The following is a 20124-nucleotide window of genomic DNA, read 5'->3' on the forward strand; positions in this document are numbered from 1 at the left end:
GTAAGTAGCGGTTCCGAACGGAGCCGAGGACGAGAGGAAGTTGTCATGGCACGCATCACCGTGATCGGCGGCACCGGATACGCCGGGTCGCACATCGTGCGCGAGGCGGTCTCGCGAGGCCACCAGGTCACCTCGATCTCTCGGAACGCGCCAGTCGAGCCCGTCCCCGGCGCCTCCTACGTGACCGGCGATGTGTTCGACACCGCCGTTCTGGAGCGGGCCGTGGCGGACACCGACGTGGTCGTCGAGACCCTGTCGCCGCGTGGCGAGCTCGAGGGCAAGCTCGTGGGCGTGGTGCGCGCGCTCGCCACCGCCGCGCAGGACGCCGGCGCGCGGATCGGCGTCGTCGGCGGCGCCGGCTCGCTCCTAGTCTCCGAGGGCGGCCCGACCGTGGCGTCGACCGACGAATTCCCCGACGCGTTCACGTCCGAGGCCGCCGAGCTCGCTGAGGTGTTGAGCGACCTCCGTGCAGCAGACGCGACGCTGGACTGGTTCTTCCTCAGCCCGGCGGGGAACTTCGGCCCGTGGGCGGCCGGCGAGCACACCGGCGAGTTCCGGATCGGCGGCGACGTCCTGCTGGTGGACTCCGAGGGCAACTCGAACATCTCCGGCGCGGACTACGCGCAGGCCTTCGTCGACGAGATCGAGAACCCGGCCCACAGCCGCCAGCGGTTCACCGTCGCGTACTGAGATCCACCCCCGGCTGCGGCCCGACGCCTCCACGGCGCCGGGCCGCAGGTGTATCGGGCGCCCTCCTCAGACCGCCTGGTCGTACTGCTCGCGGGCCTCGAGCACGCCGCCGATGTGCGTGGTCGCCCAGTCCTCAAGCGCCTTGAGCGGCTCGCGCAGCGTGCGCCCGGCCTCGGTGAGCTCGTACTCGACGCGCGGGGGGACCTGCGGGTAGAGCGTCCGCTTGACCAGCCCGTCGCGCTCCAGCCCACGCAGCGTCTGGGTGAGCATCTTCTGCGAGATGCCGTCGATCCGGCGCGTGATCTCCCCGAAGCGCATCGGCCCGTCGTCCAGCGTGCCGACCACGAGCACCGTCCAGCGGTCCCCGATGCGGTCCAGCACCCGCCGGGTCGGGCAGTTGCGGTCGTAGGGATCCCACTGCGGGTCGGCCATCGTCGTCTCCTCTGCGCCGCCACGGTTCAGGCTGTCGGAGGTTGCTTACTCTCCATGCGTGGCTAACTCTCCCACGGTAAGTGTTGGCGAGAGCGAGAGGAAGGCCCTGCGACCGCCAACGAGCCCAGAAACCGCGAAACCCCGCCCTGGGGTCATTCCCAGGACGGGGTCATCGGTCGTACTCAGGGGTTTTGCGGCCCCTCACAGCGGAGACGGTGGGATTTGAACCCACGGAAGGGTTGCCCCTTCACGACCTTAGCAGGGTCGCGCACTAGACCTGGCTATGCGACGTCTCCAGGCTCGCACAGGGTACCTGGCCAGGTCGGTGCGCAGCAAAGTGGCTGCTGATCAGCGCTCGAACGCCCACGCCTTGTCGGTCAGCATGCGGGCCACAGCGAGCCCGATGGAGATCGCGGTCACCACCAAGGCCGCCTGCACCCCATACGCCAGAGCCTCGGTGGTGTTGCCGTTGGACAGGTGGAAGACGGCCCGGTACGCGGTGACACCGGGCACCATGATCACCACGGCCGGCACCGAGATGGTGATCCGCGGGACCCGCAGGCGCGGCGCCACCCAGGCGGCCAACAGCCCGACGAGCAGCGCCGCCACGGCCGCCGCGCCCTGCACCACGAAGCCCGCGTCGACCAGCTCGATGCGCACCACGTTCGCGACCATCCCCACGCTGGCGGCGCCCACCGCCATCCGCCACGGGCTGTTGAACATGAGTGCGAAGCCCAGCACGCCGAAGAAGCTCGCGACGAGCCGCAGCACCAGCAGCACCCAGGGCGCCACATCGATCGGGGTGGTCAGATCCGGCGTCAGGCCCACCGCCGCCGACACCCCCCACACGGCGAGGGCCGCCGACGTCAGCAGCATCAACGCGTAGACGAGCCGCGCGACCCCCGCGGAGAAGTCCAGCTTGGCCAGGTCCAGGGCGCCTGTGACCAGCGCGAACCCCGGGATGAGGAACAACACCGCCGAGACGTACCCCGCCTGGTGCTGCGAGTCGGTCAGGCCCAGCGTCGACAACGTGACGACGAAGCCCAAGTACACAAAGCACGCCACGGTCGCGGCGAGCATCGTCACACCGAACTGGTTGTACCCCTTGTGCAGCATCGCGCGCCGCGCGAGCTGGCCCAGCCCAGCGCCGAGGAACACCCCGCACAGCTCGATCACGCCGCCGTTGTTGAGGAACGCGAACGCCGCACACGCGATCGACGACCACAGCGCGTTCAACAGCGCCGGGTACAGCGGGGGCCGCGCGGCGATCTGGTCGAGCCGCCGGTTGACGTCGTCCACCCGCGCGGTCTGGCCCGTCTCCCGGTGCGCCGCGTCGAGGCTCGACACCATCGTCTCGAGCGCCGAGAGCCGGTCGGCGTTGATGCCGATCGACCGCACCTCCGCGACCTCCGTGCGGAAGCTGCGGCCCCGGTGCGAGGTGGTGGTGATCTCGGTGAGCGTCACATGCGCCTCATGCCGCTCGATGCCCAGCGCGCGGGCGACCCGCGCCATCGACGACTTCACCCGGTAGCTGCCGGTACCGGAAGCGAGGCTGAGCCTGCCTACCCGGAGCGCCGCTCCGGACTGTCGGATCAGCTCGAGCTCGTCATCATTCGGTTCCAATGGCACGCGCACCATTGTGATGGCGCCCCACCACCCCCCGCAGGGACGTCCGACCTATGAGAGTCGGCTGTGGAGGAAACGGCCGCCGACAAGCGTGGGATCGTCGGCAGCGTCGGATGTGTATAAGAGTAAGAGGCAGTCCCCGCGCTTCGTGCCCTCGAGCCGGAAACCCGCGCGCGTGGCCACGGCACATGAGGCCGGGTTCCGCGTCGAGTGGTCGACGAAGATCCGATGGAGGCCGAGGACATCGAACGCCCACACCGCCAGCGCGCCCAACGCCGCCGTGGCGACACCTCTGCCCCGGGAGGAGGGCATGACCCAGTAGGAGACGTCGGAGACGCCGTCCGCGTGATTCAGGTGGCGGAGGCTGATCTGCCCGACCGGCTCATCGTTGACGGCCAGCGCCCAGCCGGCGCTGGTCTCGGCACGCCACCGATCGGGCCAGTGCGCGATCCATGCGGCGGCCTCTTCGGCAGTCATCGAGCGGGCGTGCCAGCGCCGGATGTCCGGGGCGTCGAACGCAGTAACCACGCTGGCCTGGTCGGAGGCGCGCCACGGTCGAAGCGTGCAGGCCCCGACCTCGAGGACGGGCTGCTCCAGGCCGCTGAGCAGGCCATGCGGGACGGCGTCTGTCGTCGTGCGGGGCACGCGCCCAGCATGGCTGAGCCAACGGTGTCCCGGTAAGAGCGGAGGGCAAGGGATTCGAACCCTTGAGTACGGGGTCACCGCACTAACGGTTTTCAAGACCGTCGCTTTCGGCCGCTCAGCCAGCCCTCCTGGTGCGCGGACATTCTGGCACGTCAGCCGGGGCGGGTCGGCTCAGGGCCGCCTGCCGGGACGGGAACCCTCGGCTGGGTGGGCGGCGCGTGCTGCTCCCACCAGCCGTCGGGCAGCCCCGGGGAGACCACCTGGAGCCCATGCAGCGCCGCGAGCCGGGCGAGCCGTCCGTGGTAGGTCGCGACGGCGCCCACGTCGCGGTGGGTCATGGCCATGCCCAGGTGGACGGCCGCGAACGGGCTGAGCACGCCCGTCACGTTCGTGGCCCAGCCGAGGGCCTGGTCGCTGAGGCGCAGCACCTCGATGCGGTCGAGGTCGTCGCGGGCGCGCACCCGCTGCGCAGAGGTCGTGTGCAAGGTGGCGATCCGCAGCTCCGCGCGGGAGACCACGCTGACGAGCAGATCCGGCTCGATCGGCTGCGCCCATGCGCGGAACTGCGCCGACCCGCGCACGTCATCGAGGTACCGGGTGAGCGCCGATCCATCGACGTAGACCCGCACGGCGTCACCCTAGCCAGCGAACCCGGAGGTCAGGGGCAGGACACACCTCCGGCCGGCCACCACGCGGGTGGGCCGGCCGGAGGTCGAGCGGAGCGTCAGGCGCCGCGCAGCCGCTCCATCGCGAGCTGCACGAGGGCGATGAGCGCGTGCTTCGTGGCCGCCCGCGAACGGGCGTCGGTGTAGAGGACGGGGACGTGCGCCGGGATGGCGAGCGCCTCGCGGACGTCGTCGAGCTGGTGCTTGGCGACGCCGTCGAAGCAGTTGACCCCCACGACGAACGGGATGCCGCGGCTCTCGAAGTAGTCGACGGCCGGGAAGCACTGGTCGAGCCGGTCGGTGTCCACCAGGACGACCGCGCCGATCGCACCGCGCACCAGGTCGTCCCACATGAAGAGGAAGCGGTCCTGGCCCGGCGTGCCGAACAGGTAGAGCCACAACGACCCCGGCAGCGCGATGCGACCGAAGTCCATCGCCACCGTGGTGGTGGTCTTGCGGTCCGAGACCCCGCCGGCGTCGTCGACGCCGACTGAGTGCTCCGTCATGGCCGCCTCGGTGTTCAGCGGCTCAATGTCGGAGATGGACCCGATGAAGGTCGTCTTGCCGACGGCGAAGCCGCCCGCGACGACGATCTTGACGACTGTGGGGGCGACGTTGCCCGGAGCGGCCGTCGTGGCCACAGCGGCGTCAGAGGGCGGAAATGCCATTGAGAACACTCTCCAGCACGCTCAGTGAAAGGGCAGGGGACTGGCCGGTGTTGACCTCCACCGGCGTGGACGTGTGCACACGGATGTACTTCGCGTCGGCCAGGTCGGCCACCAGGATCCGCACCACGCCGAGCGGCAGGTGCAGCAGGGCCGAGAGCTCGGCGACGGAGATGTAGGTGTGCGCTGCGTGCTGAAGGATCGCCCGCTTCTCGGGGGGCAGCCCTTGGCTCGAGACGGCGCCCGGCATGACCTCGACCAGCGCCTCGAGGGGCAGGTCGGATCGCGCCGAGCGCACGCGGCCCCCGGTCACGGCATAAGGCCGGACCGTTCGGGCCTCGTACTCCACGTGGTCGCTCATCGTCAGATCACGCCACCGGCGCCCGAGTGGCGCCATCGATCGGCAGCTGGCCGCGCATCTCGCTGATGAGCTGCGGGGTCAGCGTCGCCTCGGTGCGCGAGACGAGCATCGCCATCTCGTAGCCGATGAGGCCGACGTCGCAGCTCGCCTCGGCGACGACCGCGAGGACCGACCCGTTGGAGACGCTCATCAGGAAGAGGAACAGGTTGTCCATCTCGACGATGGCCTGCCGGACCTCCCCTGCGCGCAGCTGCCGCGAGGCTCCACGGGTCAGGCTCGACATGCCGGAGACGATTGCGGAGAGCTGGTCGCCGCTGGTGCGGTCGAGCTGCTCCGACATGGCCATGAGGAGACCGTCGGCGGAAACGACCAGCGTATGCCGGGTCCCGGGCACGGTCCGGACGAAGTTGTCCAGGAGCCAGCCGAAGTTGGCTGCCTCGGTGCTGAGCGCTGTCACACTTCCTCCTTGCGGTGGCAGCCGGGGTTGACTGCGTACTGAAACGTCACCATGTCGGGGACGGCGGGTTGCTGTGCTGATCCTGATCGACCAGCGGATCGGATTCGTGACGGTTCGGTGAGTCGATCGGCGCTTCCGCCGCTCGACGTCCCCTCGACGTCCCGGACTGGAAGCTCGACAGCCGCGTGCGCAGCTCCTCGGCATCCCGGCCGGTGGCCCCGGTGGCCTCCTGGGTCACCAGGGGCGGTGACTCGGGAATCGCGACCGGAACCCGCTTCGTGAGCGACGGGGAGCCGGTCGAGCCGTTGACCGCGCTGGGGCGGTAGGCGGAGAGCTGGCTGAGCTCGGAGAGCGCCTGCTCCTGGATGTCGGACCGCAGCGCCAGCATCGCGGCGACCTCGTCGTCCAGCGCGCCGATCCGTGGCGCCGCTGACGGGGGCGCCGAGCGTGGCGCGTCCGTCGGAGCGGCGGCGGGTGCTGCGGGCGCCCGGCCCGACCACTCGGGCGGCGTCCACGACGCGGGGGCGGTCGCGGCCGGACCCTGCGGGCGGAAGAACGACGACACCTGCTGCGGGGGCTGCGCCGCTGCGGGCCGCTCCTCCGGGAGCGTGGGCGGCGGGGCCCAGCCCTGCGGCTCGGGGGCGGGCGGCTGCACGGACGTCCTGCGCATCAGACCGGGATCCGTGGGCGCAGGCTGTGCGCTCTGGTCCATGGACCACGCCGACTGCCGGGGGGCGATCGGGGCTGGAGCGGGCACAGGCGCGGCCGGGGGGTCCGGCTGGTACGACGGCACCGACGACGTGGGCTGCGACTCCGGCGAGCCGTCGGCCTTGCGGCGGCCGAACAAGCTCCAGCGGCGACGGCCCTTGGAGTCCTGCTCGTCATGCTCGCCCTGCACCAGGTCGCTGAAAGCCTGCGCGGGCCCGGACGACATCGGCATGGCCGGGGCCCACGTCGGAACTGTGGGCTCGTGCTGGACCACGGGCTCGACCGCGTGCGCCTCGGCGACGAGCTCGGCCTCGACGGGGGTGAACATCTCCGTCTGCGCGTAGGTGTCGCGCTCGCGGTAGACGACCGGCTCGTCCTCGACCAGGCCGGGGACGGGCTGCTCCCAGGCGCCCTCGACGACCGGCTCAGGCTGCGGCGTCCCACGGCGATCCCAGGCGGGTGCGCCGTTCTCGATGACGGTCGGCTGCCACGGCACGTCAGCGGCGGGCGCCGGGACGTCGTCCCACTGCGGCGCCTGCTGCTGCCAGGACGGCTCAGCGGGCTGCTCGGGCGCGCTCCACAGCGACTCGGCGGGCGCGTCCTCCTGCCACGGCTGCGCCTGCGGCGCGTCCTGCCATGGCTGCTGCGCCTGCGGCGCGTCCTGCCAGGTCTGCTGCGCCTGCGGCGCGGCGTCGGCGACCGGCTCCCAGGCGGGCGTCGGCTCCCACGCGGGCGCCGGCTCGGCGGCGGGCTGCTCGTCGACCTGCTCGCCGGCGTTCCACGCGCGCGACTCGTCGAGTCCCGAGCCGAGCGACACGGGCTCGTAGGACGAGGCGTACGGCGAGGTGAACTGCGGGGCCGGGCGGGCCTCGTCGATCGGGTTGGCCCATCCCGTGTAGCCGCTGTAGGCGGTGAAGTCGGGGTAGGACGTCCGAGGGGCCTCGGCGATCGGCTCGACGCTCTGCGGCGCGGGGCTCGGGGCGACCTCGTCCCAGGTCGGCGTGGCCTGGTCCCATGTCGGCGTCGCCACGGGCTCGTCCCAGGTCGGCGCCGACCACTGCTCGTCGGCCTGCGGCGCGTCGGACTGCGGCACGTGGACCTGCGGCGCGTCGAACTGCGGCTCCTCAAGCTGCGGCACGTCGAACGCCTCGAACCGGGGCGCCTCGACCTGGGGAGCCTCGACGTGCTGCGCGGCGGCCGGCTCGTTCGCCGGGGCATCCGTCGCGGACGCCCAGGACGGCGTCCAGATCTGCGTCTCGTCGCCCTCGGGCTGGTCGGGCATCAGCCCGGGGACCTCGAAGTCGGCGGTGCTGCGCCGCTGCACCAGGGCGGGCGGAGCAGCGGGCTCGATCTCCGGCGTGGGGGTCGTCGGCGAGGCGAGCGCCTCGGCGGCGGCACGCGGGGACAGTCGCGGCATGCCGGCGGCGGGCATGTCGGTGCGCCCACGGAAGCCGGTGAAGAGGCCCGCGCGCTCGGACGGCGCCGACGGCGTCGGCTTCTCCTCGACGGCCGGCTCCTCCTCAGGAGCCTGCCAGGCGGGGGTCGTCGCACGGGAGCGGCTGGGGAGGCCGGCCGATGGCGCCGCGGCGATGGCCGGGCTCCACCCGGTCGACTCCGCGGACAGCTCAGGCGACAGCCGTGCCTCGGTGGGCGCCGGGAGGACGATGTTGTCCTCGTCGAACGTCTTCGCCGACCGCTTGGGCAGTCCGCCCGGCAGGGGGCTGCCCAGCGGGATCTCACCCGAGTCGTCGTCACGCAGGCGGCGGCGCGGCAGGCCGAGGGAGGTCGCGCCGTCGGTGAGGGCGGCGAGGTCCACGGCCTCCACGACCGGGGCCTCCTCCTGGACGGGGCGGGGGCGCTCCTGCACCGGGTCCGAGGACGCCGTCAGGGTGGGCGGGGCCTGCTGCGACGAGCCGAACGTCGGGCTCTCGGTCGTGGCGAACAGCGTGACCGGGAAGCGGACCGTGGTGACGGTCCCGGTGCCGCGCTGGCTCTTGGCGAGCCGGACCTCGGCGCCGAGGCGGTGCGCGATGCGGCCGACCACGAAGAGTCCCAGGCGCTGGGCGCCCAGTGCGTCGCTCGCGGCGGTGGACCGAATCTTGATGTTCGCGGCCTCGAGCTCCTGGTCGGACATGCCGAGTCCGTGGTCGAGGACCTGCACGACGACGAACTCGCCGATGACGCCGGTCTTGACCTCGACCGGGGTCTCGGGCTCGGAGAAGATCGTCGCGTTCTCGAACAGCTCGGCCAGGAGGTGCGCCGCGCCCAGGGCGTTGAAGCCGTGCATCAGCGGGTCGATGGGCAGGTCGAGCTCGATGCGGTCGTACTGCTCGATCTCGGACGAGGCGGTGCGGATGACATCCGAGAGCGGCATCGAGTCACGCACGCGACGGCCCGAGTCGATGCCGGCGAGCACGAGCAGCGACTCGGCGTTTCGACGCATTCGGGTGGCGAGGTGGTCGAGGCGGAACAGGTTGGCCAGCGTGTTCGGGTCTTCCTCGGCCCGCTCCAGCGAGTCAATGAACGAGAGCTGGCGGTTGAGGAGCACCTGGTCGCGGCGGGCGACGTTGACGAACATCTCCGCGATGGACCCACGCAGGGCGGCCTGCTCCTGGGCGACCTGCAGCGTGGTGGCGTTCACGGAGTTGAACGCCGCGGCGAGCTGGCCGACCTCGTCGGAGGAGTCCACCGGGATCTGCACGAGCTCCAGCCCGGGGCCCTCACCGGGGACGGTGACCTGCTCGACGAGTCGCGGGAGCTGGTCGCGGACGTCCTGCGCGGCGACGGTCAGGCGTCGCAGCGGGTTGACGATGCCGCGCGAGACGACGATCGCGAAGGCGAACGAGGCGATGGCGGCGAGGACGGCGCCGAGGATCGTGACGAGCGCGGTGTTCCGGGCATCGGCCGAGGCGTTCGCGGCGACGACCTTGGCCGACCCGAGCACCTTCTGGCTGACGTCGGAGATCGTCGTCAGCTGCTTGTTGATGTCGAAGTTGAGGTCTTCGATCGTGGGCAGGTTGCTGCCCGGCGTCGCCTCGGCGATCAGTGCGCGCTTGCGGGTGAACGACGACGTGGGGTCGTCCACAGGCAGGCGCAGGGCACGCTGGCCCAGCGACGCGAGCTTGATGCGCGCCGCGTCACGGGAGATCTCCGTCGAGGCGGTCTGCGTCTGGTAGGACCGCAGCGAGGCGGGGGACGAGCCCTGCGACGCGATGATGCCGGTGCCGAGGGCGAGCTCGTTGACCAGGTCCTCGGCGGTCACTGTCAGCGCGTGGTACGACGCGACGTAGCGGCCGAGCTGCCGGTTCTCGAGCGCGTCCGCGATCTGGCTGACCAGGGTGATCTGGCCCTGGATGATCGCGTTGTAGGCGCGGGTCACCGTCGAGGTGTTCGCGTCGGAGTCGACCAGGTCGCGCACCGCGACGACGTTGATGTTGTGCGCGGTCTGCGCCTCCTGGAAGGAGGCGACGACGTCGGCGGGGAACTGCGAGAAGTCGACCTTCGCGGTCAGCGGCTTCACGGCCGACAGCGCGGCGTTGGTCACCCCGCGCGCCTCCTCGAGCGCAGCGGTGTCTCGCGAGGGCTGCACCGACAGCGCTCGCTCCTGCTGCAACGCCACACCGAGCGGGGCGTAGGCCTCGAGGACCTCGACGACTGTCGCAGCGGCGCCGGCCGAGCGCGCGGTCCGCAGCGCGTCGTACGAGATGTACGCACCGGCAGCGAGAAGCACGATCATGGGCACGGCGAGGACCGCCAGGACCTTGGCGCGGATGCCAAGTCTGCGCAGCATGTCGACCTCTTTCCTTCACCCGTGAAGGGCGTCGCACCGGCGGTGACCGGCTCTCTGGCGCCAGCCTGGCGGTCACCGTTCGCTTCTCATCGGCTCCTGGACACCGGACCATTAGCCCGCCGAGGAGTTTGCCACGACCTCACCCTGAGCGGTACGCCCCTTTCGGACCTAACCTCACAGTTGTGCACGCCATCGTCATCCGTTCACCAGGCGGACCTTATGTCCTCGAAGTCTCAGAACTGCCAGATCCGGTCCCCGGGCCGGGTGAGGTTCTGATCGATGTGGCCGCCTCAGGGGTCAATCGGGCCGACCTGTTGCAGCGTGCGGGGCACTATCCGCCGCCGCCGGGAGCGCCCTCCTGGCCGGGTCTGGAGGTGTCCGGGCGGATCGCGGCGACCGGCTCGGACGTGCCAGGGCCCGACAGCGGCGGCTGGGCGGTGGGCGACGAGGTCGTCGCACTCCTGGACGGCGGTGGGTACGCCACGCGCGCCTGCGTCGCCGCAGGCCAGGTGCTGCCTGCCCCGCCCCACACGGACCTCGTGGACGCTGCTGGCCTCCCGGAGGCCGTGTGCACCGCCTGGTCCAACCTCGTCGACGTGGGCGGGGTCCGCCCCGGGTCCACGGTGCTGGTGCAGGGCGGCTCGGGCGGGGTCGGGTCGGTGGCGGTGCAGCTCGCGAAGGCCCTGGGGGCGCGGGTGCTCGCCACCGCCGGAGGGGCCCAACGGGCGGCCCGCTGCGCGGAGCTGGGCGCGGACGTCGCCATCGACCACCGCGCCGACGACGTGGTGCAGACGGTGCTCGACGCGACGGACGGCCGCGGCGTGGACGTGGTGCTCGACGTGCTGGGCGCCGGCGCCCTGGGCTCGAACCTCCAGATGCTCGCCACCGGCGGACGCCTCGTCGTGATCGGCACGCAGCGCGGACGTCGTGGCGAGCTGGACCTCGGGCTGCTCATGACCCGCCGTGCGAGCGTCGCCGGCACGACCCTGCGCGCACGTCCCGCACACGAGAAGGCGGCGATCGTCGCGGCTGTGCGGGAGCACGTGTGGCCGATGCTGGCGGACGGCCGGCTGCGCCCCGTGGTCCACGCCCGCCTGCCGCTCGACGAGGCGCCCGCCGCGCATGAGCTGCTCGACTCGGGCGAGGTGTTCGGGAAGGTGCTGCTGGTCAGTCCAGCAGCCCCTCCGCCAGCGCCGGGGCCAGCACGGGGGTGAGGGGCAGCCGCGGGATCAGCGTGGCCTGCACCGCGTGGTACAGGTCCGCCTTGCCCTCCCACACCGTGCGGGACACCGCGTTGTCCGCTCCCAGCTCATGCCACCAGGAGCCGCCCACACGGTCCAGCAGGTGCTGCTCGGCGTAGTCCCACCACGTCGCGTACCAGTCGTCGAAGCGCGGGTCGCCCGTCGCGGCGAAGAGCGTCGCAGCGGCGCCGATGCCCTCGGCGACGACCCAGTGCATGCGCTCGCGCACCACGGGCCGCCCCTCCCAGTCCACCGTGTAGACGAAGCCGGGCGCGCCGTCCACGTCCCAGCCCTCGGCGACGGACGCGTCGAACAGCGCCACCGCGTCGTCGAGCATCCAGGCGGGGGCGACGTCGCCGCGCACGGTCAGCGCGGCCCGCGCGTGCAGCGTCAGCCGCGCCCATTCGAGCCAGTGCCCGATGGTCGCGCCGTACGGCCGGAACGGGTGCGCCGGGGTGTCCGCGTTGTACTCGAGCTCCGGCGCCCACGCGCTGTCGAAGTGCTCGGGGATGCGCCATGCGTTGTCCCGCGCGAACCCGTGCACCACGCGCTCGATGATCCGCACCGCCCGGTCGAGCCAGCTCCGGTCGCCAGTGACGTCGGCGGCGGCGAGGTACGCCTCGACGGTGTGCATGTTCGCGTTCACGCCGCGGTAGTCGTCCAGGGTCGAGAACGTCCGGTCCCAGCTCTCGACGGCCATGCCGGCCTCGTCGTCCCAGAAGTGCCGCGTGGAGACCGCAAGCGCCTCGTCCAGCAGGTCGCTGGCGCCCGGGCGGCCGGCGGCCACGGCGCTCGCCGTGGCGAGGACCACGAACGCATGCGGGTAGGCCGCCTTCTCGTCGTCGGTGGGGCCGTCCGCGCCGACCTCGGCGAACCAGCCGCCGTGCTCGTCGTCATGGAAGATCCCGCGCAGCGCCGCCAGCCCGTGATCGACCAGGGGCGCGCAGCCCGGGCGTCCCAGCAGGGCGCCGAGCGCGTACACGTGCGTCATGCGGCAGGTGATCCACAGCTCCGCCGGCCCGTCCACCGCCGCGCCCCGCTCGTCGAGCCGCGCGAATCCGCCCGACTGGACAGCCGAGGCGACCCCGAAGGCGAGCAGGCGGTCCGTCTCCTGCTCGAGCCAACGGGCATGGGCAGGAGTGGTCAGCCACGTCATGGCCGTCACCCTAGCGGCGCTGCCGGGGGCGACGTCGGGCACATGCGGGCCCCGCGGGGGCGAGTGACAATCGAGGATGGCCAAGACCACGCACGACGACCCCGCCGAGGAGCAGCGTCCGTCGCGAGGACGGTCCCGTCGGAAGCCGAAGGACGAGCCGCAGACGACCGAGGAGGCGCCCCCGAGCGGCGAGGACCACGCACCCGCGCCCGAGGCGCCGTCCGCCCCGGCGAAGGGCGCACAGCCCCGCGCGGGCCGTGACGCCCGCGTCGTCGTGGTCGGGCCGGACGGACGCCCCATGGTGGTGCCGGCCGTCGCGGCGGGCACGCCCCCCGAGGGCGAGGGCGAGGCCGCCGGCGCCGAGGAGCAGCGCACCACCGCTGGGCTCGTGGACCAGCCCACGAAGGTGATCCGGATCGGCTCGATGATCAAGCAGCTCCTGGAGGAGGTCCGCACCGCCCCGCTGGACGAGGCGGCCCGGGTGCGGCTGACGGAGGTGCACCACCGCGCGGTCCACGAGCTCGAGGATGGGCTCTCCGGGGACCTGCTCGCGGAGCTGCGCCGGCTCACACTCCCGCTCGGGGAGGAGGGCATGGTGCCGAGCGACGCGGAGCTGCGGATCGCGCAGGCACAGCTCGTGGGGTGGCTGGAGGGCCTGTTCCAGAGCATCCAGACGGCCCTGGTCGCGCAGCAGGTCGCGACGAAGTCCCAGCGCAGGGCCCTGCCGCCCGGGCTCGTCCCGATGGCCCAGGCGCAGGCCCAGGGCGCCGAGCAGGGTCAGCAGCCGTCGCCCGAGACCCGTCCGGGCCAGTACCTCTGACGCTCAGTCCACGATCACATCGTCGGCGCGGGAGCCCCGGCGGCTGCCGGAGCTGAGCATGATCGCCACGCTCACGCATGCGAGGCCCACCAACTCGAGGCCGTGCGGCCACTGGCGCAGCACCACGGCGCCCACCACGGCGGCCGTCGCGGGGAGCATCGCCAGCAGCACCGCGAACGTGGCCGAGGTGACCCGGCGCAGCACGATCTGCTCGAGCGCGTACGGCACCACCGAGGACAGCACCGCGATGGCCACGATCAACAACGCGAGCCGCGGGTCGGTGAGGGCGGGCCCGGCGTCACCGGCGAAGAACGGCGCCAGCACCAGCGCGCCGAACCCCATCGCCACAGCGAGCGACGTCACCCCTCCCCCGGCGCCGCCGTGCTGCGACACCCGACGGCCCAGCAGGATGTAGCCCGCCCAGCACGCGGCGGCCACACCGATCGCGACGAGCCCCCGGACGGCGTCCGGCCCGCCGTCGAGGCTGACGCCGGCGAGCAGCACCACGCCGACGGCCGCCACCGCGATGGCGCCCCGCTCACGCCAGCCACGCCCGGTGACGGCGGCCACCGCCACCGGGCCGATGAACTCGATCGCCACGGCGGTGCCCAGCGGGAGGCTGCTGATGGCGATGTAGAACGTGACGTTCATGAGGGCGAGCACCACGCCGAACAGCGCGGAGGCGCCCAACTCGGCTCGCGTCCATCGGGTGCGCCATGGCCGCCGCCACAGCCCGAGCACCACGGCGGCCACCGCCACCCGCAGCCACGCGATGGTCGGGGCGGGCAGCACGGTGAAAAGCCCGACGGCGATGGCCGCGCCCAGGTATTGGGTCAGGCCCGAGACGACGAAGAGGGCTGGTGCGGGGACGCGGCCCAGGCCCTGAGCCGACACCACTCCCCGGGAGACGGGCGAGGGGCGCTGGACCACCCGGCGATGGTGTCACACGGCCCTGATCCCCCTGCCCGCCTCGAGCAACAGGTCAGCCCTTCACGGAGCCCGCGAGCAGGCCCCGCACGAAGAACCGCTGGAGGAGCAGGAACACGATCAGCGGCACGATCATCGCGATGAACGCCCCGGCCGACAGCACGTGCCATTGCGCCCCGCGGGTGCCCGCCAGCTCCGCGACCCGGACCGTCAGCGGCGCCACGTCGGGGGACCCGCCCGCGAACGTGAGGGCCACCAGCAGGTCGTTCCACACCCACAGGAACTGGAAGATGGCGAAGGACGCGATGGCGGGGGTGAGCAGCGGCAGCAGCACCCGGAAGAAGATCGTCACGTGCCCGGCGCCGTCCACGCGCGCGGCCTCGACCAGCGACGGCGGGATGTCCTTCATGAAGTTGTGCAGCAGGAAGATCGCCAGCGGCAGCGCGAAGATCGAGTGCGAGAGCCAGATCGTCCAGAACGAGCCCGCGAGCCCCCACTGCACGTACTGGGTGAGCAGCGGGATCAGCGTCACCTGGATGGGCACCACCTGCAGCGCGAAGACCGCGACGAACAGGATGTTGCGGCCCTTGAAGTCGATCCACGCGAACGCGTACGCCGCCAGCAGCGCCAGCGAGATGGGGATGACCACGGCGGGGATGGTGATGACCACCGAGTTCACGAAGAACGTGGAGAACTGGGTGCCGCTGCCGAACAGCACCTCGGTGTAGTTGTCGAGGGTGGTGGCGGGGTTCTGCAGGAACGTCCACCAGCCCGACGTGCGGATCTCCTGACGGGGCCGGAACGAGGTGAGCAGCAACCCGAATGTGGGGATGGTCCACAGCACCGCCAGGACGATGGCCAGCAGCGACGTCCAGGGCCGGGCGAGCCGGGCGCGGGCCATGCCGGCCCGCTGGTCCATGCGGCCGAGCCGGCCTGTGCGGGCCTTGGCGGTGCTGGCGCCGGAGTCGACGAGGGTGGTGGACGGAATCGCGGCAGTCATCGGATCTCCTCCGCGATGCGCAGCTGACGGACGTTGTAGATGACCAGCGGGATCACCAGGACGAAGAGGATCACCGCGAGGGCGGCGCCGAGTCCCAGGTCGCGGATGCGGAAGCTCTGCACGTAGAACTCGTTCGCGACGACGGACGTGCCGAAGTTCCCGCCCGTCATGGTCCGGACGATGTCGAACACCTTCAGCGTGCCCATCGCGATGGTGGTGACCACCACGACCAGGGCCGGGCGGATGCTCGGCACCGTGATGAAGCGGAACATCTTGGCGCCGTGCAGCCCGTCGAGCCGGGCGGCCTCGACGATGTCGTCGGGGATCGCCTTGATGGCCGCGGACAGCACCGTCATCGCGAACCCGGTCTGGATCCAGATCATCACCGCGATGAGGAAGAGCGTGTTGGCGGGCTCGCCGAGCAGGAACTGCTGCGGCGGCAGCCCGAGCCACACGAGGAGCTGGTTGAGGATGCCGATCTGGTTGACGCCGGGCTGGTCGGGCCGGAACTCGTAGACGAACTTCCAGATGATGCCGGCGCCCACCATGGAGATCGCCATCGGCAGGAAGATCAACGTCTTCGCCAGGTACTCGAACCGGGTCCGGTCCACCAGCACCGCGTAGACCAGGCCGATCAGGGTGGCCAGCACCGGGACGAGGATCACCCACATCAGGGTGTTGCGGAGCACCGTCTGGAATTGGTCCTCAGAGAAGACCCTGACGTAGTTCTCCAGCCCGACGAACGCATTGCCCTTGCTGTCGAGCAGTGATCCCCAGATGGTCCGCAGGCCGGGGTACACCAGGCCGAAGCCCAGCCCCAGCACCGTCGGGCCGAGGAACGCCGCCGCGACCACCCAGCCGGGCACCCGCTTCGGGCGGTCCACCGCCAGCAGGATCGCCCCCATCACCACCACGAACAGCGCGATCGCCACGAACATCAGGGCGAACTTGTGCCCCGTGGACCCCGCATCGATGAGCCAGTCCATCGCTCCCCGCCTTCCACCGCGTTCAGCCGGGGGCGCCATCGACCCCGGTGGGAAGGACGAACGTGACGGGCGGCGCCTCGCGGGCCGCCCGTCACGTCCATCCGGTCAGTCGGTCAGTCGGTCAGGAACTGGGCCATGAGGCCTCGATCGCGGCGAGCACGTCCTCGTCGGACTTGTCGCTCGCCACCCAGGCCGTCATCTCGGTCCAGAACGTCCCCGCGCCCACGGCGCCCGGCATCTGGTCCGACCCGTCGAACCGGAAGGTGTAGCTCGGGTCGGTGAGCAGCTCGTAGGAGAGCTGGTCGATAGGCGACTGGAGCAGCGACGCGTCAAGCCCGCTGTTGGCGCTGAACCATCCCTGGCCGGTCACCGACGCCTTGGCGTTGGCCCACTCCGGGCTGGAGAGGTAGGCGTGGAACGCCTCGACCTCGGGGCGGTCGCTGAACGCGGTCACGAACTCACCGCCACCGAGCAGCGGCTTGTCGTCGGCGGTCTTGCCCGGAAGGTAGAAGGCGTAGACGTCGCCGTCCTCGGCGACCTCGAGGCTCTCGTCCCAGTTGGCCTGGTAGAAGTTGGCCGCGCGGTGCAGCCAGCACGTGCCATCCGGGATGCCGTTGGCCGACTCGTTCCACGGCGCCGTGGCGATGGACGTCACGCCGCCCAGGCCGCCGTTGACGAACGTGTCGTTCTTGAGGATGTCCCCCACCGTCCCGAGGGCCGCGACGATCTGCGGGTCGTTGAACGGGATCTCGTGGTTGACCCACTGGTCGTAGACCTCGGGGCCGGCGGTGCGGAGCACCACGTCCTCGACCCAGTCGGTGGCCGGCCAGCCGGTCGCCTCACCGGACTCGATGCCGGCGCACCACGGGATGGCCCCGTCGTCGGCGATCTGCTGGCTGAGGTCCATCAGCTCGTCCCACGTGGTCGGCACCTCGTAGCCAGCGTCCGCGAACGCGGACGGGGAGTACCAGACGAAGGACTTCACGTTCGCGCCGAGCGGCGTGGCGTAGAGCTTGCCGTCCACCGTGCCGTAGTCCACCCACTCCGGGGTGTAGAACTCGTTGGCGTTGGACACGACCGACTCGCCGGCCGGGACCACGACGTCCGGGAAGTCCTCCACGAGCGACTTCAGGAAGCCCGGCTGCGGGATGTACGCGATGTCCGGGGGGTTCCCGGCGGTGAGGCGGACGGGGAGCTGCGCCTCGAACTCGCGCGAGCCCTCGTACTCGATCTCCGCGCCGGTGCACTCCTCGAACGGCGCGTAGGACGCGCGCTGCTCCTCGGCCTCCGGGTCGACGATCGACGTGTACACGCTGATCGTCTTGCCCTCGAGGTCCCCGTACTGCTCGAACTGCGAGCAGTCGATCGCCGCTGCGGTGTTCTCCCCGTCGGACCCCCCATCGGTGTCCGTGCTGCAGGCCCCCACGAGGATGAGGAGCCCTGCTGCGCTCGCTGCCGTGATCTGGCTGCGACGCCTGCCCATGCTGTTCATCTGACCTCCACGTCGTCGTGGTCCGCTCCCCGCCAAGACAAAAGGTCCTGGTCGGCGGGCATTTGCCCTCCGTTGATGGAAGCCCTGCCTGAACCAGGGCGCAACCCCAGAAGGCACCTTGCACGGTCACGATTGAGTCACATCAGGACAGAGGCGTCACAGACAGGTCACGGCGCCCCCGCGCGGTCACGATCACGTCACGTCTCGCGGGGCGACCCAACGCTTCGGCGCAGGTCAGGAGGCATCTCTCACTGGACGCCGGACAGCACCCCACGCAGCACGGCGGCCGCGCCGTCGTCGTCGATGGTCCCGGTGACCTCGTCGGCCACGGCCAGCAGCGACTCGGGCGCATGGCCCATCGCGACGCCCCGGGCGGCCCAGCGCAGCATCTCCAGGTCGTTCGAGCCGTCGCCCATCGCCACCGTCGCGAACGGCTCGACGCCGAGCGCGCGGCGCAGCTCCTCGAGCGCGCTGCCCTTGGACACCCCGCCCGGGGTCAGGTCGAGCCACGCCGTCCACCCGACGGCGTAGGACACCTCGTGCAGGCCGACCCGCTCGACGAGCGCGTGGAACTCCTCCGGTGTGCTCTGCGGGCTGCGGATCACCACTCGGGTGGAGGGCGCGGCGCACAGCTCGTCGAACGAGACGACCTGGTGGTCGCCGCCCAGCTCCCCGTCGGGGAACGGCGCGCTCACCAGGAACCCGCGCCCCAGGTCCTCGACGGCGTACAGCGCGTCGGGCAGCTCCAGGGACAGCACCCGCAGGGCGGGCTCCGGGTCGAAGGTGATGGTCTCGGTGAGCTCATAGCCGCCCTCGAGCGACGGGTCGAGGCGCACCGTCACGGCGCCGTTGGACGTGATCGCCCACCCGGTGTCGATCCCCAGGTCGTGGGCGACCGGGACGGTGGACACCACCGAGCGCCCGGTGGCGAGCACGACATGGGCGCCCGCCTCGACCAGCGCCGCGACCCCCTGACGCACCGCGGGGGAGATCGTCCCGTCGAAGGACATCAGCGTGCCGTCGATGTCGAGAGCGACGAGCATGCCGTCTGCGGCGCGTGGCTGGGTCATCGTGTCACCGGCTCCAGGGTCTCGAGGCCGCCGAGGTACGGGCGCAGCCCTTCGGGCACGCGCACCGAGCCGTCGGGCAGCTGGTGGTTCTCCAGGATCGCGACGATCCAGCGGGTCGTGGCGAGCGTGCCGTTGAGGGTGGCGACAGGTCGCGTCTCCCCCGTGGCGGTGCGCTCCCGGATGCCCAGGCGGCGCGCCTGGAACGTGGTGCAGTTGGAGGTCGACGTGAGCTCGAGGTAGCGCTCCTGGGTGGGCAGCCACGCCTCGCAGTCGAACTTGCGGGCCGCGCTCATGCCCAGGTCCCCGGCGGCCGTGTCGATCACCCGGTACGGCAGCCCGGCCAGGGCCAGCATCTCCTCTTCCCAGCCGAGGATGCGGCGGTGCTCGTCGGCGGCGTCCTCGACGGTGGTGTAGCTGAACGCCTCGACCTTGTGGAACTGGTGCACGCGGATGATGCCGCGGGTGTCCTTGCCGTAGGACCCGGCCTCGCGGCGGTAGCAGGCCGACCATCCGGCGTACCGCAGGGGGCCGTCCGCGAGGTCGAGGATCTCCCCCGAGTGGTACCCGGCCAGCGCGACCTCGCTGGTGCCCACCAGGTACAGGTCGTCGGCCTCGAGGTGGTAGATCTCATCGGCGTGGGCGCCGAGGAACCCGGTGCCCGCCATGACCTCGGGCTTGACCAGCGTCGGCGTGATCACCGGTGTGAAGCCGTGCGCCAGCGCGCGGTCGACGGCGGCGTTCAGCAGCGCCAGCTCGAGGCGCGCGCCCACGCCGGTCAGGTAGTAGAAGCGGGCGCCGGAGACCTTGGCGCCGCGCTCGGTGTCGATCGCGGCCAGCATCTCGCCGAGCTCGAGGTGGTCGCGCGGCGTGAAGCCCTCGGCGGCGAAGTCCCGGGGCGTGCCCTCGTGACGCAGCACGACGTAGTCGTCCTCACCGCCGGCGGGGACGCCGTCCTCGATGATGTTCCCGATGCTGCGCGCGAGCTCCCCAGCGGCCGTGTCGGCGGCCTCCGCGTCGGCCTGCAGCGCCTTGACCTTCTCGGCGAGCTGCTTCGCGTGTGAGAGCAGCGCCGCCTTCTCCTCGCCCTGCGCGGACGCGACCTGCTTGCCGAGGGCCTTCTGCTCGGCGCGCAGCCGCTCGAAGTCCGTGAGGGCGGACCGGCGGCGCGCGTCGGCGTCGAGCACCTGGTCGACGAGTCCGGGGTCGTCCCCACGGGCACGCTGGCTGGCACGGACGAGGTCGGGGTCCTCACGGACGAGTCGCAGGTCGATCACGAGCACGAGCCTATCGACCCTGCCAGCACCCGGCTCAGCCAGCCACCGCTGTGGGCGGGTCCGGCGGCCGGCGGCGGCTCTCTGCGGGCGGGCGGGGCGAACGCGGGCGGCACTAAGTT

18 protein-coding genes and 2 tRNA genes are annotated in these 20124 nt (G+C 71.7%); 3 read left to right on the forward strand and 17 right to left on the reverse strand.

Annotated elements, in window-relative coordinates:
• Nucleotides 1-45: 45 nt before the first annotated feature.
• A complete protein-coding gene (locus BN3788_RS13455; RefSeq protein WP_066586863.1) occupies nucleotides 46-690 on the forward strand; it encodes an NAD(P)-dependent oxidoreductase in 645 nt (214 codons plus the stop codon).
• A gap of 66 nt (nucleotides 691-756) precedes the next feature.
• Here BN3788_RS13455 and BN3788_RS13460 read toward each other — a convergent pair whose 3' ends face one another.
• From BN3788_RS13460 to BN3788_RS13505, 10 genes are all read right to left on the reverse strand, one after another.
• A complete protein-coding gene (locus tag BN3788_RS13460; protein ID WP_066586866.1) occupies nucleotides 757-1122 on the reverse strand; it encodes a winged helix-turn-helix transcriptional regulator in 366 nt (121 codons plus the stop codon).
• Nucleotides 1123-1329: 207 nt separating this feature from the next.
• Nucleotides 1330-1418 (reverse strand) — tRNA-Ser (locus BN3788_RS13465).
• Between the two features lie 52 nt (nucleotides 1419-1470).
• Nucleotides 1471-2751, reverse strand: a complete 1281-nt coding sequence (locus tag BN3788_RS13470) for a threonine/serine exporter family protein (RefSeq protein ID WP_082812926.1) — start codon at nucleotides 2749-2751, stop codon at nucleotides 1471-1473.
• Nucleotides 2752-2799: 48 nt separating this feature from the next.
• Nucleotides 2800-3393 carry a GNAT family N-acetyltransferase gene (locus tag BN3788_RS13475; protein WP_066586872.1) on the reverse strand — a complete coding sequence of 198 codons (594 nt, stop codon included), beginning with the start codon at nucleotides 3391-3393 and terminating at the stop codon, nucleotides 2800-2802.
• A gap of 39 nt (nucleotides 3394-3432) precedes the next feature.
• A tRNA-Ser gene (locus tag BN3788_RS13480) sits at nucleotides 3433-3522 on the reverse strand.
• Between the two features lie 23 nt (nucleotides 3523-3545).
• Nucleotides 3546-4022: a PIN domain-containing protein gene (locus BN3788_RS13485; protein WP_066586875.1), complete on the reverse strand. Its 477-nt coding sequence runs from the start codon at nucleotides 4020-4022 to the stop codon at nucleotides 3546-3548.
• A gap of 95 nt (nucleotides 4023-4117) precedes the next feature.
• Nucleotides 4118-4726 (reverse strand): GTP-binding protein, encoded by a 609-nt coding sequence (locus BN3788_RS13490; protein ID WP_066586878.1) that lies wholly within the window; start codon nucleotides 4724-4726, stop codon nucleotides 4118-4120.
• Entirely contained in the window at nucleotides 4707-5084 is a 378-nt protein-coding gene (locus BN3788_RS13495; protein WP_066587278.1) for a DUF742 domain-containing protein, read from the reverse strand. Before BN3788_RS13495 ends, BN3788_RS13490 begins: the two co-directional genes overlap by 20 nt.
• Nucleotides 5085-5091: 7 nt before the next feature.
• The gene (locus BN3788_RS13500; protein ID WP_066586880.1) at nucleotides 5092-5541 is read right to left on the reverse strand and encodes a roadblock/LC7 domain-containing protein; all 450 of its coding nucleotides are present in this window, start codon (nucleotides 5539-5541) and stop codon (nucleotides 5092-5094) included.
• 46 nt (nucleotides 5542-5587) lie between these two features.
• The gene (locus tag BN3788_RS13505; protein ID WP_066586883.1) at nucleotides 5588-10039 is read right to left on the reverse strand and encodes a sensor histidine kinase; all 4452 of its coding nucleotides are present in this window, start codon (nucleotides 10037-10039) and stop codon (nucleotides 5588-5590) included.
• Nucleotides 10040-10221: 182 nt separating this feature from the next.
• On the opposite strand from BN3788_RS13505, the gene BN3788_RS13510 reads away from it, so the two are divergent.
• A complete protein-coding gene (locus BN3788_RS13510) occupies nucleotides 10222-11253 on the forward strand; it encodes an NAD(P)H-quinone oxidoreductase (RefSeq protein WP_066586884.1) in 1032 nt (343 codons plus the stop codon).
• On the opposite strand, the gene BN3788_RS13515 is transcribed toward BN3788_RS13510, so the two are convergent.
• Entirely contained in the window at nucleotides 11207-12436 is a 1230-nt protein-coding gene (locus tag BN3788_RS13515; protein ID WP_066586887.1) for an AGE family epimerase/isomerase, read from the reverse strand. The genes BN3788_RS13510 and BN3788_RS13515 overlap by 47 nt on opposite strands.
• 76 nt (nucleotides 12437-12512) lie before the next feature.
• Between BN3788_RS13515 and BN3788_RS13520 the strand changes: the two genes are divergently transcribed.
• Nucleotides 12513-13256: a proteasome activator gene (locus tag BN3788_RS13520; RefSeq protein WP_315969764.1), complete on the forward strand. Its 744-nt coding sequence runs from the start codon at nucleotides 12513-12515 to the stop codon at nucleotides 13254-13256.
• A 3-nt stretch (nucleotides 13257-13259) separates the two neighbouring features.
• On the opposite strand, the gene BN3788_RS13525 is transcribed toward BN3788_RS13520, so the two are convergent.
• From BN3788_RS13525 to serS, 6 genes are all read right to left on the reverse strand, one after another.
• Nucleotides 13260-14186, reverse strand: a complete 927-nt coding sequence (locus BN3788_RS13525; RefSeq protein WP_234346640.1) for an EamA family transporter — start codon at nucleotides 14184-14186, stop codon at nucleotides 13260-13262.
• Nucleotides 14187-14238: 52 nt separating this feature from the next.
• Nucleotides 14239-15183 (reverse strand): carbohydrate ABC transporter permease, encoded by a 945-nt coding sequence (locus tag BN3788_RS13530; RefSeq protein ID WP_066586889.1) that lies wholly within the window; start codon nucleotides 15181-15183, stop codon nucleotides 14239-14241.
• Complete coding sequence (locus BN3788_RS13535) at nucleotides 15180-16169, reverse strand: carbohydrate ABC transporter permease (protein ID WP_066586891.1); 990 nt, start codon at nucleotides 16167-16169, stop codon at nucleotides 15180-15182. Before BN3788_RS13535 ends, BN3788_RS13530 begins: the two co-directional genes overlap by 4 nt.
• A 121-nt stretch (nucleotides 16170-16290) precedes the next feature.
• A complete protein-coding gene (locus BN3788_RS13540; protein ID WP_066586893.1) occupies nucleotides 16291-17661 on the reverse strand; it encodes an ABC transporter substrate-binding protein in 1371 nt (456 codons plus the stop codon).
• A 248-nt stretch (nucleotides 17662-17909) separates the two neighbouring features.
• The gene (locus BN3788_RS13545; protein ID WP_066586896.1) at nucleotides 17910-18731 is read right to left on the reverse strand and encodes an HAD family hydrolase; all 822 of its coding nucleotides are present in this window, start codon (nucleotides 18729-18731) and stop codon (nucleotides 17910-17912) included.
• Complete coding sequence (serS, locus tag BN3788_RS13550) at nucleotides 18728-20005, reverse strand: serine--tRNA ligase (protein WP_066587284.1); 1278 nt, start codon at nucleotides 20003-20005, stop codon at nucleotides 18728-18730. Before serS ends, BN3788_RS13545 begins: the two co-directional genes overlap by 4 nt.
• Nucleotides 20006-20124 lie beyond the last annotated feature (119 nt).

The organism is Cellulomonas timonensis (assembly GCF_900046455.1).
Taxonomy (GTDB): domain Bacteria; phylum Actinomycetota; class Actinomycetes; order Actinomycetales; family Cellulomonadaceae; genus Cellulomonas_A; species Cellulomonas_A timonensis.